This window comes from Pantoea osteomyelitidis, from assembly GCF_044342975.1.
Lineage (GTDB): Bacteria > Pseudomonadota > Gammaproteobacteria > Enterobacterales > Enterobacteriaceae > Pantoea > Pantoea osteomyelitidis.
In genome coordinates this window covers 1,738,273-1,756,694 of the sequence record NZ_JBGFSN010000004.1, presented here as the reverse complement: position 1 = coordinate 1,756,694, position 18,422 = coordinate 1,738,273, and the positions used below count along the sequence as shown (strand labels likewise).

The following is an 18,422-nucleotide window of genomic DNA, read 5'->3' as shown; positions in this document are numbered from 1 at the left end:
AGGTTGCAGGGGGATACGACAGTCGTGCCGGGGAAAGATTCACTCCTGAGGAAATTTATCAGAATAATCAAATAAGCGAAGTGAAATTCACGTTTTTACACGCCACTTACGCTTGTTTGTTTAATGATCTGTAAACGCGGCCATTTTAGGGTTTAGCGCTTTCTTTCTTGAGGTGAAGTCAGGCCAGCCGCGCTACTCTCCTGAAAATCAGGGAATTCCTGGAGAGCGCAGGGCGCAGAAGCCAGATAACTGACTATAGTTAATGGACACGCTTGTTTATGCACACGGAGGAAGAAAAATGGTGACACCGAATGAACCCCAGGAAGCACGTCTGGATGATGATCTCGCGCTGCTGACCGAAACGCTGGAAGAAGTGCTGAAATCCTCAGGCGATCCCGCCGATCAGAAATACATCGAACTGAAAACCAAAGCGGAACAGGCGCTGCACGACGTGAAGGCGCGTGTAAGTCAGGCCTCAGACAGCTATTACTATCGCGCAAAAAATGCGGTCTACCGTGCGGATGATTACGTGCATGAAAAACCGTGGCAGGGTATCGGTATCGGCGCAACCGCCGGTCTGGTTATCGGTCTGCTGCTGGCTCGCCGTTAATCGCTGATACAGCACATTGACGCATAAAAACGGCGGGGGAAACCTCGCCGTTTTTATTGATAGCCCGCCTCATTGTTTTGTTCATTGTGTTTCCCGCCCGCGCTTCTTACAGTAAAGCGACTGGCATAAGGAGAAAAAAATGATAAGAGTCGAAATGCTCTCAACGGGCGATGAGGTGTTGCACGGACAGATTGTTGATACCAACGCGGCCTGGCTGGCCGATCTGCTGTTCCAGCAAGGACTGCCGATGACCAGCCGTTTCACGGTCGGGGATAAGATGGAATCGTTAGTTGAAGCCCTGCAAACGCGCAGTGAAGCTGCCGATGTGCTGATCGTTAACGGAGGACTTGGGCCTACCAGTGACGATCTCAGCGCGCAGGCGGCGGCGAAAGCGTGCGGGGTGGAGGTGGTGCTGCATGAAGAGTGGCTCGCCAAAATGGAAGCCTGGTTTGCCGGACGCGGACGCGTCATGGCCGCCAGCAACCGTAAGCAGGCGGAGATTCCTGACGGCGCAGAGCTGATCGACAATCCGGTCGGCACCGCCTGCGGGTTCGCGCTGGAGCTCAACCGCTGTTGGATTTTCTTTACGCCGGGTGTGCCCTCGGAATTCAAGGTGATGGTGGAGCAGCAGATCCTGCCGCGTCTTAAGGCCCGTTTCTCCGTGCCGGAGGCGCCGCTCTGTCTGCGTCTTACCACTTTTGGCCGTGGCGAGAGCGATCTGGCTGCCGAGCTGGAGCCGCTGGCGCTGCCGGAAGGGGCCGTGATGGGCTATCGCTCCTCGATGCCGATTATTGAAATCAAGCTCACCGGTCCCGCCAGCCAGCGCGTAGCAATGGAGCAGGTGTGGCAGCAGGTGCGATTACAGCTGGCGGAATGCACTATTTTCGAAGGCACTGAAGGGTTGCCTGCGCTACTGGCGCGCGAGATGACATCACGCGATTTACAGCTGGCGGTGAGCGAGCAGTTTACTGCCGGGCTGTTACAGTGGCAGCTCGCGTCGGCAGGGGTTCCGTTAAGTCGTGGAGAGGTGCTGCCGACGATGCAGGAAGATCTGGAAGCGCAGGCCAGCCGCACCCAGGCGTTCGCCGGGGAGCAGGGGGCTACGCTGGCGATCAGCGTGGGTTCACTGGATGAGATGGAGATTGCGCTTGCGCTACATACGCCGGAGGCCACCTGGGCGCAGCGGGTAAAATTCAACAATGCGCGTCATAACCTGAAAACCCGTCAGGATGTGGTGGCGATGATGGCGATGAATATGCTGCGCCGCTGGCTGCACGGCAGCGAAGTGAGCACCGGACACGGCTGGATTGACGTGGTGGAGACAGTGAAAAGTTGACGGCAGTGTGCAGATGTTCGGTGCGCTGGTGCAGATCAGTCGGCAATGCCGGGCAGTTACGCAAATGTGTAGGTGCCGATCAGTCGGCAATGTCGGGCAGTTACGTAAAGACGGCGTGAATACATCCCTGTAGCCTCAGCCGCCGCATCCATGCGGCGGATGCTTTACTCCACTGCCCGACATCGCCTCCTTAATGACAGACCGTGCGGGCTGTGCGCGGCAATAGTGCGGCTTGATGCTTTATTCCACAGCCTGAAATTGTCACCTTAATATCAGACTGCACGAGCCATATCTTGCAGCAATGATGTTGTTCCGGGGCAGGGAAGGCTCGCCCGAAGAGCAAAGCATCCGAGCCAGGGATGGCGAGGCTGAGGCCACACGGACGTGTTCACGCCGTCTTTGCGATCGGGCGAGCCTTCCCGGTCCCTGCACCTGATCAACCGCGACGACAACCAACCGAACCTTCCTGCACCTAATCCACCGCGACGGCACTCAACCAAATCTACAGCTCAATCTCAATATCGCTCTGCGCGGTACAGCAGCAGGCCAGAATCTCCCCCTGCTGGACAAAGGCGAGAGGCGTTTCGGCGTAGCTCACTTCCCCTTTCACCAGACGCATGCGACAAGAGCCGCAGTAGCCTTCGCGACACTGAAACTCCACGCAAAGATTATGCGCTTCCAGCACCGTCAGCAGATTAGGGTGATCCTCAGCCCACTCCAGCCGGGTGCCGCAGGCGCTGAGGGTAACGAACGGGCGAGTCATGGTCAGAGCTGAAAATCGTTGAAATCGTCTTCGCCCACTTCAGAGTCGATCTGACCGACCAGATAAGAGCTGACTTCCACTTCCTGCGGCGCAACCTGCACGTTGTCCGACACCAGCCAGGCGTTGATCCACGGAATCGGGTTCGAACGCGTCTGGAACGGCAAATCCAGCCCCACGCCCTGCATACGGATATTGGTAATGTACTCAATATACTGGCAGAGAATGTCCTTGTTCAGGCCGATCATCGAACCGCCGCTAAACAGATATTCCGCCCACTCTTTCTCCTGCTCGGCCGCTTTCTTGAACAGATCGAAACACTCCTGGCGGCACTCGGCGGCGATCTCTTTCATCTCCGGATCGTCTTCGCCGGTACGCATCAGGTTCAGCATATGCTGGGTGCCGGTCAGGTGCAGCGCTTCGTCGCGTGCGATCAGGCGGATAATCTTGGCGTTGCCTTCCATCAGCTCGCGCTCGGCGAAGGCAAAAGAGCAGGCGAAGCTGACGTAAAAGCGGATCGCCTCCAGCGCGTTAACGCTCATCAGACAGATATAAAGCTGCTTTTTCAGCGCGCGCAGGTTGACGGTCACGCTTTTGCCGTTGACCTGATGGGTGCCTTCACCCAGCAGATGCCAGTAGTTGGTCATCTCGATCAGATCGTCGTAGTACTTTGAGATATCCTGCGCGCGCGCAAGGATCTGCTCGTTAGTCACGATATCGTCAAACACCAGCGACGGATCGTTAACGATGTTACGAATGATATGGGTATAGGAGCGCGAATGGATGGTCTCTGAGAAGGCCCAGGTTTCAATCCAGGTTTCCAGCTCCGGAATTGAAATCAGCGGCAGCAGCGCGACGTTCGGGCTGCGGCCCTGAATGGAATCCAGCAGCGTCTGATACTTCAGGTTGCTGATGAAAATGTGTTTTTCATGATCCGGCAGCGCCTGATAGTCGATGCGGTCGCGGGAAACGTCCACCTCTTCCGGACGCCAGAAAAAGGAGAGTTGCTTCTCAATCAGCTTTTCAAAGATGTCATATTTCTGCTGGTCAAAGCGCGCCACGTTGACGGACTGGCCAAAGAACATCGGCTCTTTCAGCTGATCGTTTTTGTTTTGCGAAAAAGTAGTGTAAGCCATAAAAAACAGTCCAAAAGTGAACGGGCCGAATAAATTCGGCCCTGCGTTTCAACACCAGGGCGAAACCGCTCGCCCCGCCGTTATGCATAATTAAATCTTGCAGGCGCCGCTTTCGCAGCCGTCATCCTGAATCGAAGGTGCCAGATCGTCCTGCGCATCTTCCGCACCGTCACGGGTGTTCTGGTAGTACAGGGTTTTCACGCCAAACTTATAGGCGGTCAGCAGATCTTTCAGTAGCTGCTTCATCGGTACCTTGCCGTTCGCGAAGCGCGACGGATCGTAGTTGGTGTTCGATGAAATCGCCTGATCGATAAACTTCTGCATCACGCCGACCAGCTGAAGATAACCATCGTTTGACGGCATTTCCCACAGCAGTTCGTACTGATCTTTCAGACGCTCATACTCCGGCACCACCTGACGCAGAATGCCATCTTTCGAGGCTTTAATGCTGATGTGGCCGCGCGGCGGCTCAATGCCGTTGGTGGCGTTAGAGATCTGCGAAGATGTCTCAGATGGCATCAGGGCGGAAAGCGTGGAGTTACGCAGACCGTGGGTTTTAATCTGCTCGCGCAGGGTTTCCCAGTCCAGATGCAGCGGCTCGTTGCAGATGCTGTCGAGATCCTTTTTATAAGTATCGATCGGCAGAATGCCCTGCGAATAAGTGGTTTCGTTAAACCACGGGCAGGCGCCTTGCTCTTTCGCCAGCTCGTTCGACGCCTTCAGCAGATAATATTGAATCGCTTCGAAAGTTTTGTGCGTCAGGCTGTTGGCGCTGCCATCGGAGTAGCGCACGCCGTTTTTCGCCAGATAGTAGGCGAAGTTGATCACGCCGATACCCAAGGTACGACGACCCATCGCGCCGCGCTGCGCCGCCGGAATCGGGTAGTCCTGATAATCAAGCAGCGCATCCAGTGCACGTACCGCCAGCGTCGCCAGCTCTTCCAAATCGTCGAGGCTCTCAATCGCGCCCAGGTTAAAGGCGGAAAGAGTGCAAAGGGCGATCTCGCCGTTCTCGTCGTTCACGTCCTCCAGCGGCTTGGTCGGCAGCGCGATCTCCAGGCAGAGATTCGACTGACGAACCGGCGCAATGCTGGCGTCAAACGGGCTGTGGGTATTGCAGTGGTCGACGTTCTGAATGTAGATACGGCCGGTTGAGGCGCGTTCCTGCATCATCAACGAGAAGAGATCCACCGCTTTCACGCGCTGCTTGCGAATGCTGTCGTCTTTCTCATATTTGGTATAAAGACGCTCAAACTCATCCTGATCGGCGAAAAAGGCATCATACAGGCCAGGCACGTCCGACGGGCTGAACAGAGTAATATCTTCCCCTTTCAGCAGGCGCTGATACATCAGCTTGTTGATCTGCACGCCGTAGTCCATATGGCGGACACGGTTGCCCTCCACGCCACGGTTATTTTTCAGCACCAGCAGGCTTTCCACTTCCAGATGCCACATCGGGTAGAACAGAGTAGCCGCGCCGCCGCGTACGCCGCCCTGCGAGCACGATTTCACCGCGGTCTGGAAATGTTTGTAAAACGGGATACAGCCGGTGTGGAAGGCTTCGCCGCCACGAATCGGGCTGCCCAGCGCGCGAATGCGGCCAGCGTTAATGCCGATACCGGCGCGCTGAGAAACATACTTCACGATCGCGCTGGACGTGGCGTTGATGGAGTCCAGGCTGTCGCCGCACTCGATCAGCACGCAGGAGCTGAACTGACGCGTCGGGGTGCGCACGCCGGACATAATCGGCGTCGGCAGTGAAATTTTAAAGGTAGAGATCGCATCATAAAAACGCTTGATGTAATCCATACGCGTATCGCGCGGATAGCCGGAGAACAGGCAAGCGGCGACCAGAATATAGAGGAACTGCGCGCTCTCATAGATATCGCCGGTCACGCGGTTCTGTACCAGATATTTTCCTTCGAGCTGTTTCACCGCCGCGTAGGAAAAATTCATGTCGCGCCAGTGGTCGAGGAAGCTGTCCATCTGCTCGAACTCTGCCTGCGTGTAGTCTTCCAGCAGATGGCGATCGTATTTCCCCATCTCAACCATGCGCACCACCTGATCGTAAAGCTTCGGCGGCTCAAACTGGCCGTAGGCTTTTTTACGCAGGTGGAAAATCGCCAGGCGAGCGGCCAGATATTGATAGTCCGGGGCGTCGCGGGAGATAAGGTCTGCTGCGGCCTTGATGATGGTCTCATGAATATCGGAAGTTTTGATACCATCATAAAACTGAATGTGCGAGCGCAGCTCCACCTGAGAAACCGAGACGTTATTCAGCCCTTCTGCTGCCCAGTCCAGCACCCGGTGAATTTTGTCGAGATTAATGCGCTCCTGGCGGCCATCGCGTTTAGTAACGAGCAGACTCTGGTTCATGTCGCGTTTTTACCTGTGCGTGAGTATCCGTAAATTAAAAGAAAACCCGGTTTATACACAACATATCCAGTGTGAATAAAATTGTGGATAAACACTACATATAGGGGTTTGAGGTCAAATCGATAACTACATGGTGAGTATTCTAGTGGGATTACGGCGGTTAACAAGAGTAAAAATTCATGTCGGCAGGGGTTGTATTTTCTGCGATATTTCCTAACCCCGCATCAGGCAAGGCGCTGTGGATTGTCAACCGGACCAGGAAAAAATTCTGTTTTTTGATCAACCGCCGCTTTTTCATTCAGCGCCGCTTCTTTTCGCGGCAGCAAGAGGCCGACCGCGCTAAGTGGCTGCGCAGTTGATGAAATATTGTCCTGACTCAGCTGAGTCTGGCCTGGATTTCGATCGGCGTCCAACAGGAAAACGTGATGAAGCGGAGCAGTACGCTAAGTAAAAATGATGACAGGCGCATGACGCCAGCGGGAAGGCAGGGGAAACGGGCGCTTCCCCTGATAATCGGGTTTACCCCTTCACAGAACGGGTATACACCATATAGTTCACATCCACACCCGGGGCTAAACGGAACTTATTGGTCAGCGGATTGTAATGCAAACCGATCATATGCTGTTCGCGCAGCGGCGTTTCATCGACCCAGCCGAGCAGCTCTGCCGGACGGATAAACTTTTTCACGTCATGCGTGCCGCGCGGCACCATGCGCAGCACATATTCCGCGCCAAACACCGCCAGCAGCCAGGCTTTTGGATTACGGTTCAGCGTGGAGAAAAATACGTCGCCGCCCGGCTTTACCAGACGGGCGCAGGCATGCACCACCGAGCGGGGATCGGGCACATGCTCCAGCATCTCCATGCAGGTCACCACATCATAGGCGCCCGGATTCTCATCGGCATGTTCTTCCACCGTCTGCTGGATATAGTTCAGCGTCACACCGCTCTCCTGCGCATGCAGACGCGCCACCTCCAGCGGCTCCGCCCCCATATCGAGGCCGGTCACCTCCGCGCCTTCCCGCGCCATGCTCTCCGCCAGAATGCCGCCGCCGCAGCCCACGTCCAGCACCTTTTTGCCAAACAGCCCGTTGCTGTGCTGCGCAATATAGCCGAGGCGCAGGGGGTTGATGCGATGCAAAGGTTTGAATTCACCTTCCAGATCCCACCAGCGTGACGCAACGGCCTCAAACTTGGCAATTTCCGCGCTGTCGACGTTCTGATGGCTATCCTGCTGTTGTGCATTCATTGAAATAGTACTCCTGACAAAATTTCTCCTGAGTATAAACGCTTAACGCCGGAATAGGCACGCGCAAGACCAAAGTAAAACAGCGGTTAGCGTTCACCGTATGGATGCAATGTGATATACTTTCGCACCTTTAAAATCCGGGATTATGTAGAGGGATAGCGGCTCCATGAGCGACCTTGCAAGAGAAATTACACCGGTTAATATCGAAGAAGAGTTAAAGAACTCTTATCTCGATTATGCCATGTCGGTCATTGTTGGCCGAGCCTTACCCGATGTTCGCGATGGCCTGAAGCCTGTACACCGTCGCGTGCTTTTCGCCATGAGCGAACTCGGCAATGACTGGAACAAACCTTACAAAAAATCTGCCCGTGTGGTCGGTGACGTCATCGGTAAATATCACCCGCATGGTGATTCCGCTGTGTATGACACCATCGTCCGTATGGCTCAGCCTTTCTCCCTGCGCTACATGCTGGTGGACGGTCAGGGCAACTTCGGTTCCATCGACGGCGACTCCGCCGCGGCGATGCGTTATACCGAAGTGCGTATGGCAAAAATCGCTCACGAACTGCTGGCTGACCTGGAAAAAGAGACCGTCGATTTCGTACCGAACTACGACGGAACCGAGCAGATTCCTGAAGTTCTGCCGACCAAAATTCCTAACCTGCTGGTAAACGGTGCATCCGGTATCGCGGTGGGCATGGCGACCAATATTCCGCCTCATAACCTGACGGAAGTGATTAACGGCTGCCTGGCCTATATTGACGATGAAAACATCAGCATCGAAGCACTGATGGAGCACATTCCCGGCCCCGATTTCCCGACCGCTGCCATCATCAATGGCCGTCGCGGCATCGAGGAAGCCTACCGCACCGGTCGCGGCAAAATCTATATTCGCGCCCGTGGCGAAGTAGAAACCGACGCCAAAACCGGCCGTGAAACCATCATCATTCACGAAATTCCCTATCAGGTGAACAAAGCACGCCTGATCGAGAAAATCGCGGAGCTGGTGAAGGACAAACGCGTCGAAGGCATCAGCGCGCTGCGTGACGAGTCTGACAAAGACGGCATGCGCATCGTGATTGAAGTGAAGCGCGACGCGGTGGGCGAAGTGGTGCTCAACAACCTCTACTCGCTGACGCAGCTGCAGGTCTCCTTCGGCATCAACATGGTGGCGCTGCATCAGGGCCAGCCGAAAATTATGCCGCTCAAGGATATTCTGGAAGCCTTTGTGCGTCATCGCCGTGAAGTGGTCACGCGTCGTACTATTTTCGAACTGCGCAAAGCGCGCGATCGCGCCCATATTTTGGAAGGTCTGGCGATTGCGCTGGCTAACATCGATCCCATTATCGAACTGATTCGCCGCGCGCCGAACCCGGCGGAAGCGAAAAGCGGCCTGATCGCTCAGGCGTGGGATCTGGGCAACGTCTCCGCCATGCTGGAGCGTGCTGGTGATGACGCGGCGCGTCCGGAGTGGCTGGAGCCGGAGTTCGGCATTCGTGAAGGTCAGTACTACCTGACCGAACAGCAGGCGCAGGCGATCCTCGATCTGCGCTTGCAGAAGCTGACCGGCCTTGAGCATGAAAAACTGCTCGACGAATACAAAACGCTGCTGGATCAGATTGCCGAGCTGCTGCACATTCTGGAAAGCGCCGAGCGCCTGATGGAAGTGATCCGCGAAGAGCTGGAAGCGATGCGCGAGCAGTTTGGCGATGCGCGCCGTACTGAAATCACCGCCAACACCGCTGACATCAACATTGAAGACCTGATTAATCAGGAAGATGTGGTCGTCACCCTGTCGCATCAGGGCTACGTCAAATATCAGCCGCTGACCGACTATGAAGCGCAACGTCGCGGCGGCAAAGGGAAATCAGCCGCGCGCATCAAGGAAGAGGACTTTATTGATCGTCTGCTGGTGGCGAACACCCACGACACCATCCTCTGCTTCTCCAGCCGTGGCCGTCTCTACTGGATGAAGGTCTACCAGCTGCCGGAAGCGAGCCGTGGCGCGCGCGGACGTCCTATCGTCAACCTGCTGCCGCTGGAGGCGAATGAGCGTATCACCGCCATTCTGCCGGTACGCGAGTACGAAGAGGGACTGAACATCTTTATGGCTACCGCCAGCGGTACTGTGAAGAAAACCGCGCTCTCCGAGTTCAGCCGTCCGCGCAGCGCCGGCATCATCGCCGTCAACCTGCGTGAAGATGACGAGCTGATCGGCGTGGCGCTGACCAACGGCAGCAACGAAGCGATGCTCTTCTCCAAAGCCGGTAAAGTGGTACGCTTCTCCGAGACCGCTGTCCGCGCCATGGGCCGTACCGCTTCCGGGGTACGCGGCATCAGGCTGGCGGAGGGCGATCGCGTAGTGTCGTTGATTGTGCCGCGTGAAGAGGGCGCGATTCTCACTGTGACGCAGAACGGTTACGGTAAGCGTACCGCGAACAGCGAATATCCGACCAAATCGCGTGCGACTCAGGGGGTTATCTCCATCAAGGTTACCGATCGCAACGGACCGGTTATCGGCGCCGTTCAGGTGGTGGATGGCGATCAGATTATGATGATCACCGATGCGGGTACGCTGGTTCGTACGCGCGTGTCGGAAGTCAGCATTGTGGGTCGTAACACCCAGGGCGTGATTCTGATCCGTACCGCGGAAGATGAGAACGTGGTGGGTCTGCAGCGCGTAGCGGAACCGGTTGCCGAAGAGGAGCTGGACGCCATCGACGGCAGCGTCGCGGAAGGGGAGGAGGATATCGCCCCGGAAGTGGAAACCGAAGATGACGACGCGCCAGAGGCAGATGACGAGTAAGTAACCCTGCGGCGGCGCGCGTTGTCACCGATAACGTCGCCGCCCGTGCTTTCTCTGCGGCAGGAAGGGGCAACCCGACCTGCCGTTTTTTTGTCTGAGTCGGGCTGACCGCCTGCCCCCGCTGGCTTTTTTTGCCTGATAAAGCTAGTGTATGCGCATTCCCGACCATCACACTGTCATCCTTGCCGTAGTGAGTTTGCCTTGAAATATCTTGTCTCCTTTCGAACCACGCTTCGAATCTCGCGCTATCTGTTTCGGGCGCTGGCGCTGCTGCTCTGGACGTTGGGAGCCGTACTCACCGCTTTCTACATCATCAGCGTTCTGCATGAAAAAGAGACGCAGGTGCGTCAGGAGTTTGACAGTAACTACGGTCAGGCCGAATGGTTTATCCGCCACTCTGCGGACATGATGCGTGAGCTGAAATATATCACCGAAAACCGCCTGACCAACTCCGCCAGCGGCCTGGACGTGCTCAACGGCATCATGCCAGGTAAAGTCACGCTGCCGCAATATACGCCGCTGTTTTCAGACGCTGATTGCTCTTCCATGAGCAATACCTGGCGCAACTCACTGGAATCGCTGAGCTATTTCATTAACTACTGGAAAAGCAATTTTGCTTCCGCCTACGACCTGAACCGCGTGCTGTTTATCGGCGGCGAAAGCCAATGCCTGGCGGACTTCAGCATCGGCAGCAGCAATGTGGATCGCGAGCGCAGCCTGAAGTCGCTGCGTGAGCGCGTGCTGCGCTACCGTAACAGCAATGAAGAGGAGCGCCGCAATCCGCTTTACTGGATCAGCGCCAGCGCGCAGCCTGGCATCGGCAGTTTCTATATGATGATGCCGGTCTACGTGGCGAATAAACTGCAGGCGCTGCTGGGCGTAGAGCAGAATATCCGGCTGGATGAGTTTATTCAGCCCGGCAGCCTGCCGATCGTGGCGACCATTATCAATGAAGATTCCCGCCCGCTGCTGACCTCGCGGCGTGGCGGCACCGGCTACTCGCTGGACGATCTGCCCGACGATAAAAGCTGGTTCGGTTATCTGGACGGCTACCGTCAGCTGGTATTGAAAAAGCCGTTACCGCCTTCCAGCCTCAGCGTGGTCTGGTCGGTCTCCACCGACGTGCTGGTAGATCAGCTCAGGCTAATGATTATCAACGCGCTGCTGCTGAATATCCTCAGCGCGGTGATTCTGTTTACCCTCGCCTGGCTGTTCGAGCGCCGGATGTTTCTGCCGGCGGAGGAGAATGCCCATCGCCTTGAAGAGCATGAGCAGTTTAACCGCAAGATCGTCGCCTCCGCGCCGGTGGGCATCTGCATCCTGCGTACCAGGGACGGCACCAATATTCTCAGCAACGAACTGGCGCACAACTACCTGACGCTGCTGACCCAGGAAGATCGCCAGCGGTTGAATGAAATTATCGGCGCCCAGCAGGTCAACTTTGTGGACATGCTTACCGGCAGCAACACTAACCTGCAAATCAGCTTTGTACATTCGCGCTACCGCAATGAAAACGTGGCGATCTGCGTGCTGGTGGATGTCTCATCCCGCGTGCGCATGGAGCAATCGCTGCAGGAGATGGCGCAGGCGGCAGAGCAGGCGAGCCAGTCGAAATCGATGTTTCTTGCCACCGTCAGCCATGAGCTGCGCACCCCGCTGTATGGCATTATCGGTAACCTGGATCTGTTGCAGACCAAACAGTTGCCCAAAGGGGTCGAGTCGCTGGTCACGGCGATGAACAACTCCTCCAGCCTGCTGTTGAAAATCATCAGCGATATTCTCGACTTCTCGAAAATCGAGTCTGAGCAGTTGAAGATTGAACCGCGTCCCTTTGCGCCGCGCGAGGTGATCACCCATATCGCCTCCAATTATCTGTCGCTGGTGGTAAAAAAGCGCCTGACGCTCTACTGTTTTATCGAATATGACGTGCCGCTGTCGCTGGACGGCGATCCGCTGCGTTTGCAGCAGGTGATTTCCAACCTGCTGAACAACGCCATCAAATTTACCCATACCGGCTGCATCATCCTGCACGCCTATGTGAAAGAGGGCTACCTCGCATTCCGCGTACGCGACACTGGCGTGGGGATCCCGGCAAAAGATCTCACGCGCCTGTTCGATCCTTTCTTTCAGGTCGGCAACGGGGTTCAGCGCAACTTCCAGGGAACCGGCCTCGGCCTCGCCATCTGTGAAAAGCTGATCAATATGATGGACGGCGACATCGAGGTCGATTCGGAACCCGGCATGGGCAGCCAGTTTATCGTGCGCATTCCTGTTTATCAGGGGCAGCCGCCTTCGCCGCCTGCGCTGGACGGGCTGAAGGAAAAGCAGATCTGGGTTGAGATGCGCAACGACTATCTCGCCAGCTTCCTGCTGCGCCTGTTGCAGCAGCAGGGAATTCAGGCGGCGCGTTTCCGCGGCGAGGCGGGCGGTGACGACGTGGTGCTCACTGATTACGATTTCGAGCCGACCATACCGCTGCGCGCGGTCATTGAATTCAGCGGCGAACATAATGATATGGCGCAGGAGCAGCGGCCAGGTCGCTGGCTCCACAGCACCGCAACGCCGCATGAGCTGGCGGCGCTGCTGGGCCGTATCTATCGCATCAGCATCGACACGGAACAGACGCTGCTGTCGCAGGCGGTCGCGGTTGACGACAGCGCCAACAACGATGACATCATGGTGCTGATCGTTGACGATCATCCGATTAACCGCATGCTGCTGTCCGAGCAGCTCGGCACCCTGGGCTATCAGGTCAAAACCGCGCAGGATGGCGTCGACGCGCTGAATGTGGTCAGCCGCAGCGAGATTGATATTGTGTTGAGCGACGTCAACATGCCGAACATGGATGGCTACCGCTTAACGCAACGGCTGCGTCAGCTGGGTCATGCGTTTCCGGTGGTCGGGGTGACGGCAAATGCGCTGGCGGAAGAGAAACAACGCTGCATGGAAGCGGGGATGGATAACTGTCTGTCGAAACCGGTTACGCTGGACGTGCTGAAAACCACGCTGGCGCTCTATGCTGAACGGGTACGCAAAAGCCGGGAAGGGTAGCAGAGGAGAAACAACGCAAAGCGGCAAAAGCGCGCCGCTTTGCGCTGAAGGACGTTACTCTTTGTCGGCTTGCGTGGTTGCGCTGACCGATGAGAGGTAGTTCAGCAGGGCGATATCGTTATCCACGCCCAGCTTCATCATTGCCGATTTTTTCTGGCTACTGATGGTCTTGATACTGCGGTTAAGCTTTTTGGCAATTTCCGTTACCAGGAAACCTTCGGCAAACAGGCGCAGCACTTCGCTTTCTTTCGGAGAAAGACGCTTGTCGCCGTAACCGCCTGCGCTGATTCTCTCCAGCAGTTTCGCCACGCTTTCCGGCGTATATTTCTTCCCTTTTTGCAAGGCGGCCAGCGCTTTCGGCAGGTCGGTTGGCGCACCCTGCTTCAGCACAATCCCTTCAATATCCAGGTCGAGCACGGCACTCAGGATCGCCGGGTTATTGTTCATGGTCAGAACAATAATCGACAGATCAGGATAGTGACGTTTGATATATTTGATCAGCGTAATGCCGTCGCCATACTTCTCACCTGGCATCGACAAATCGGTGATCAGGACGTTGGCGTCCAGTTTGGAAAGGCTGTTAATCAGTGCTGTCGAGTCTTCGAACTCACCTACAACGTTAACCCATTCAATCTGTTCCAGAGACTTACGAATACCAAACAGAACAATTGGATGGTCATCGGCGATAATTACATTCAGGTTATTCATCTTATTGGTTACCTTGCTGCAGCAGTTCGTTGACGTAAAGGTCAATTTCACTGGTGGTATTTTTAATGTTTGAATCGTCACAGGCTTTAATGTGCTGTTCTAACTCTTCACAAAGCTGTTTGCCCGGAAGCAAATTTAACATAGCAAACACACCTTTCAGGCGATGCGCTGTCTGAGCAAGCGAGGCGTAATCCTTTTCCGCCGACTCAGTATACAGTCTCTTTACATCATCCGGTACTGTCTCTACAAACAGCTGAAAGTAGCCACCGCTCAGCAGCGGTGACGGGGCTTCTTGATCCGCATCATCCTCCATCACATCATGGGACAACTGCTTCTCAATCAGGGCCAGCAATGCATCAAGTAGCGCATTACTGAGATTGAAATTGACCCGATACTGCTGGTCGTTCAGAGCATGATAGCCCGGCTCATCGTCGGCCAGCAGAAGCGACCAGTCGCTCAGCCTGGAAGGATCGTCGGTAACAAGCAGATCGTGATCCTGACCGGAGATTCGTTCATCGGGAGTAAGACATTTCGCCCCCCAGTTCTCCAGATGGCGGCAGACAATCTTATGCACGTCCTCCATGGCGATTTCCACCAGCACGGTAACGCCTTCCAGCAGCCGCTCCTCCTGCTGTGTCTGCTGTTCCTGCGCCATCGGCAGCTGGATGGTGTAGCGCGTACCGATATCGGGCTTCGCGACGATATCCAGCGCGCCGCCCATCTGCTTGCAAAGCTGCTTGCAGAGAAAGAAGGCCATGCCGGAGGCCTGACCGTAGCGGTCATGGGCGGTATCGCCGAGGAAGGGGAAGTCAACGTTCGCCAGCTCATCGATATTCAGCCCGGCGCCGGTATCGACTAACTGAAAGGTCAAACGTTCGGGATGGGCCTCGGCGGCTTTCACGTCAAGGGTAATTTTGCCCCAGCTGGTGGTGGTCAGCGCATAGTACATCAGCGTGGCGAGCACCTTGCGTACAGCGCGACGATCGCCAAAGCGCAGCTCGTCGTTGGGCTGATGGTTGTTGATCACCAGCGACAAGCCTTTACGGCGCATCAGCGGCAAAATCTCCAGCGCGATCTCGTCCAGCATCTCCTGCAGATTAAACACGGCGGCGTCCGGCGACCAGTCGTGCGCCTCCAGGCGGTTCAACAGCACGATATCGTCCACCAGCCTTGAGAGTTCCTGACTCTCTTCCAACAGGTCAAGCACGGCTTCCTCGTCGGCGCGCTGGCTGAGCTGCACCAGCTGCGTTACGATCTGCTCCAGCGGACGGTTCAGCGCATGGCCGAGATTGTGCAGCAGCTGCTGACGCATCTGATGATTGCGATCCAGTACCTGCTGCGCTTTTTGCAGCTTCTTATTCACCAGCAGTTCGCGATCCTGATCGCGCATCATAAACAGTTGCGTATGCGGCGACAGCACGCTGCGCGCATGGCGAATTTCATACACTTCATTGTTAATCGTGGCCTGCAACACGCCCTGATGCTGATCGGACATATTGATAATTTTCTGCAGGTTAAGGTGCGGCAGCAGATGCTCGGCGATTTTATTGCTGAGAATGGTGCGGTTGCTGGCGAAGTCATACACCAGCAGGCCCACCGGCAGGCTGGCGACAATCTCTTCGTTCAGGACGCGCAGAGAATCCAGCTCGGCGCTCTGGTTCTCATTGGGACGCAGCGACTGCTGGCGCAGCAGCAGCATACCGCCGATAGAGAGCAGAAACAGCAGCAGGTTAATCAACAGCGGCCAAAGCAGATTATGCAACGTATCCATCACCAGGCTGCCGATCGACACGCGATAGACCAGCTGGAGCGGCGTGCTGGGCAGCGAGGCGGCGATTTCCAGATTGGGATTAACCAGCGAAACCTGGGTATTTTCCGCCTCCTCTTCGTCGCTGCTGGTGGTCAGCGTGCTGTCCTGGCGCAGCTGGAAGTTTTCCAGCGGCATACTGCGCGGGATCAAGTCGTTAACCGGCAGATCGAATGCTACCACGGTGGCAAGATGGCCCGGCTGATTAAAGGTGGTGCGCAGGGTAAAATAGTGATCGTTTTGCCAGGCGAAGTGACGCAGCGGCGAAAAGCTCTCACGCTCGTCCAGGGCGTTCGCCTGCTGTAGCATCTCCGCCCGGCGCGCATCGACCAGCGAGTTGATGGCGCTCTCTTTATAGCGGGTCGCCATATCTTTCAGCGGCAGGGTGGAGATCATGATCAGGCTGTTGTCCTGACCATTGAGAAAATACATCGACCAGGTAGGATTTTCCGCTCCCCACAGCGTATCGAGATAGTTCGACATGCGCATCGTCATATCGAGGGTGCTGCTGTCGTGGGAGCCAAAAACCAGCGCTTCAGTTTTCCTCCGCGTCTTTTCCAGATAGTAGACGTCAGGACGCAGACGCGTTTCCTGCAAGGTGCTGGCTGGCGGCGTACCGGCGGCGCTGGTGGCCAGATTTTCATAAATCTGCCAGGTGGCGAAGCGATAGGCGTCGATGCGTTTCTGAACCGCATGGGAAAGATCGATCATCGCGTAGCGTTTTTCGGTGAGCCAGGCGTTGACCGCGTTATGCACCATAAAGCCCAGCGCCAGTAGCAGCACCAGGTTGAAAACAATAAAGAAGCGGGTGACGTTGCTGGACGTCAGGGGAAACTTATAGGGCAACATAGCTATCAGGCACCTGAAATTATCGCGCAACCCGTCGGGCACTGGCCGCGACCGCCAGCAGCAGCAGAGCGATCAGCAAAAATGTGCTGTTCAGGCCGATCGACTGGGAAAGGAATCCAATTAAGGCCGGGCCTGAAAGAATACCCGCATATCCCAACGTTGTCATGGCAGAAATGGCGAGATTGGCAGGCATATCCTGTTGATTCCCGGCGGCATTGAACAGCATCGGCACCGTATTGGCGAGGCCGAAACCTAACAGCAGGAAAGCGAGCAGCGCCAGCGCGGGCCAGGGAGCCAGAACCAGCAGTGCGACGCCGACAGCTGCGGCCAGCGCCCCTGTAAGCATCACCGGGTAGCGTCCAAAGCGCAGAATCACCTTATCGCCGCTAAAGCGCCCCAGCGTCATGGCAATGGAGAACACGGCATAGCCAAGGCCGGCATGGGCAGTGGACACCAGCTTGTTTTGCAACAGCAGCAGCGCGCCCCAGTCCAGCACCGCGCCTTCGGCGAGAAAAAGAATAAAGCAGAGCAGGCCGAGAAAAGCGACCCAACCGCGTGGACGCACCAGCCAGGGCTGATCGGGCTGATGCAGACGTTCATTTAATGTCGCCGGCAAGCTACAGAGCAGCAGAACAATCATCACCGCCATCACCGCGGCGGTTGCCAGCAGCGGCGTCAGGCTGACGCCGATCAGCAGACTGACCGTACCGGCGCCGAGAATGCCGCCCAGGCTAAAAAAGGCATGAAAGCCCGACATCATTGGCCGACCCGCGGCTTTTTCCACTTCGACCGCCTGATAATTCATTGCCACATCCAGCGTGCCCAGCCCTGCGCCAAACAGCATCAGCGCGAGGGCCATGCCCGGCGTCCAGCTGAGCGTCGCCAGCAGCGGCAGCATAAGCAGAATCAGGATTGTGGAGCCGAGCATCACGCGGCGACAGCCAAGGCGTGCCACCAGCGAGCCGGTGAGCGGCATCGCCACCAGAGAGCCAATGCCTAAGCAGAGCAGCAGCGCGCCGAGCACGCCACCGTTCAGGCTGAGACGATCGCGCACGAAAGGCACCAGCGGCGCCCAGGCAGACATACCGAGGCCGTTAATGAGAAAAACCATGCGGGTAGCCCATTGTAAGGATCGGGCATCTTTATTCTGCTGAGCGGCGTCCAGTGCAGTCATAATGAAATTCACAAATTAAGAAGAAGCCAAGTTTAGCATCAAAGGTCGGGTGGCGAAATTTTATGCAAGTTGCGATTGAAATAATTTCAGACGCTAACTTTAGCGAGTAAAACGGCGATTCTACCGCTTTTTCAGCGAAGGATTTTCTTTTCCAGAACTTTCCTGGCGAGAACGGAATATTTAACGCACTTAACTCAAATTTTCTTTTCAGTTCTCAATGGTTAAAAATCACTTTTCTGTGCGCGCTTTCCTGACGCCTGTGGGTTGCGTCACGCTGCGTAAGAAAAATCCGCCCGCCACAGGGTTATTTTGTGTGTTATTTAACCCGTTTTATTCCGCGTTTTCAGGCAATTTCCAGAAATATCCCGACAGATAAAATTCAATAAAAACAAATTATTCGGCTGCGCTTTAACAAGTTTGGTTAATGTTAACCTTATAAAATCATAATAATTTTTTAATGTTAAAATTGATTTTTCTTTTCGTTACGATAAATATTAATCAACCATAAAGGGATAAAAAATTATAACCTTTGTTGAGTAACATTATAAAAAAGCCGCATCG

At 55.6% G+C, this 18,422-nt stretch carries 12 protein-coding genes; 4 read left to right on the top strand and 8 right to left on the bottom strand.

What is annotated here, in order from left to right:
- Window positions 1-298 precede the first annotated feature (298 nt).
- Both elaB and ABU178_RS13195 read left to right on the top strand, forming a co-directional pair.
- The gene (gene elaB, locus ABU178_RS13200) at window positions 299-610 is read left to right on the top strand and encodes a stress response protein ElaB (protein ID WP_397215514.1); all 312 of its coding nucleotides are present in this window, start codon (window positions 299-301) and stop codon (window positions 608-610) included.
- Window positions 611-749: 139 nt separating this feature from the next.
- Window positions 750-1,946, top strand: a complete 1,197-nt coding sequence (locus tag ABU178_RS13195) for a nicotinamide mononucleotide deamidase-related protein YfaY (protein WP_397215512.1) — start codon at window positions 750-752, stop codon at window positions 1,944-1,946.
- A gap of 502 nt (window positions 1,947-2,448) precedes the next feature.
- Here the strand turns inward: ABU178_RS13195 and yfaE are convergent.
- From yfaE to ubiG, 5 genes are all read right to left on the bottom strand, one after another.
- Window positions 2,449-2,709, bottom strand: coding sequence for a class I ribonucleotide reductase maintenance protein YfaE (gene yfaE / locus ABU178_RS13190; protein ID WP_397215510.1), 261 nt, complete (start codon window positions 2,707-2,709; stop codon window positions 2,449-2,451).
- A gap of 2 nt (window positions 2,710-2,711) precedes the next feature.
- The gene (gene nrdB / locus ABU178_RS13185) at window positions 2,712-3,842 is read right to left on the bottom strand and encodes a class Ia ribonucleoside-diphosphate reductase subunit beta (RefSeq protein WP_397215508.1); all 1,131 of its coding nucleotides are present in this window, start codon (window positions 3,840-3,842) and stop codon (window positions 2,712-2,714) included.
- A 90-nt stretch (window positions 3,843-3,932) separates the two neighbouring features.
- A complete protein-coding gene (gene nrdA, locus ABU178_RS13180) occupies window positions 3,933-6,218 on the bottom strand; it encodes a class 1a ribonucleoside-diphosphate reductase subunit alpha (RefSeq protein ID WP_397215506.1) in 2,286 nt (761 codons plus the stop codon).
- Window positions 6,219-6,442: 224 nt separating this feature from the next.
- Window positions 6,443-6,631 carry a hypothetical protein gene (locus ABU178_RS13175; protein ID WP_397215504.1) on the bottom strand — a complete coding sequence of 63 codons (189 nt, stop codon included), beginning with the start codon at window positions 6,629-6,631 and terminating at the stop codon, window positions 6,443-6,445.
- Between the two features lie 106 nt (window positions 6,632-6,737).
- Window positions 6,738-7,466 (bottom strand): bifunctional 2-polyprenyl-6-hydroxyphenol methylase/3-demethylubiquinol 3-O-methyltransferase UbiG, encoded by a 729-nt coding sequence (ubiG, locus tag ABU178_RS13170; RefSeq protein WP_397215502.1) that lies wholly within the window; start codon window positions 7,464-7,466, stop codon window positions 6,738-6,740.
- A 166-nt stretch (window positions 7,467-7,632) separates the two neighbouring features.
- Between ubiG and gyrA the strand changes: the two genes are divergently transcribed.
- The gene (gyrA, locus tag ABU178_RS13165) at window positions 7,633-10,272 is read left to right on the top strand and encodes a DNA topoisomerase (ATP-hydrolyzing) subunit A (RefSeq protein ID WP_397215500.1); all 2,640 of its coding nucleotides are present in this window, start codon (window positions 7,633-7,635) and stop codon (window positions 10,270-10,272) included.
- 201 nt (window positions 10,273-10,473) lie between these two features.
- A complete protein-coding gene (gene rcsC / locus ABU178_RS13160) occupies window positions 10,474-13,323 on the top strand; it encodes a two-component system sensor histidine kinase RcsC (RefSeq protein ID WP_397215498.1) in 2,850 nt (949 codons plus the stop codon).
- Between the two features lie 54 nt (window positions 13,324-13,377).
- Here rcsC and rcsB read toward each other — a convergent pair whose 3' ends face one another.
- The 3 genes from rcsB to ABU178_RS13145 are packed head-to-tail and all read right to left on the bottom strand — an operon-like array spanning window position 13,378 to window position 17,861.
- Window positions 13,378-14,031, bottom strand: a complete 654-nt coding sequence (gene rcsB / locus ABU178_RS13155; RefSeq protein WP_397215496.1) for a response regulator transcription factor RcsB — start codon at window positions 14,029-14,031, stop codon at window positions 13,378-13,380.
- 1 nt (window position 14,032) lies between these two features.
- Entirely contained in the window at window positions 14,033-16,684 is a 2,652-nt protein-coding gene (rcsD, locus tag ABU178_RS13150) for a phosphotransferase RcsD (RefSeq protein ID WP_397215804.1), read from the bottom strand.
- 22 nt (window positions 16,685-16,706) lie between these two features.
- On the bottom strand, window positions 16,707-17,861 hold the full coding sequence (locus ABU178_RS13145; RefSeq protein WP_397215494.1) for an MFS transporter: 1,155 nt from the start codon (window positions 17,859-17,861) through the stop codon (window positions 16,707-16,709).
- Window positions 17,862-18,422: the final 561 nt, after the last annotated feature.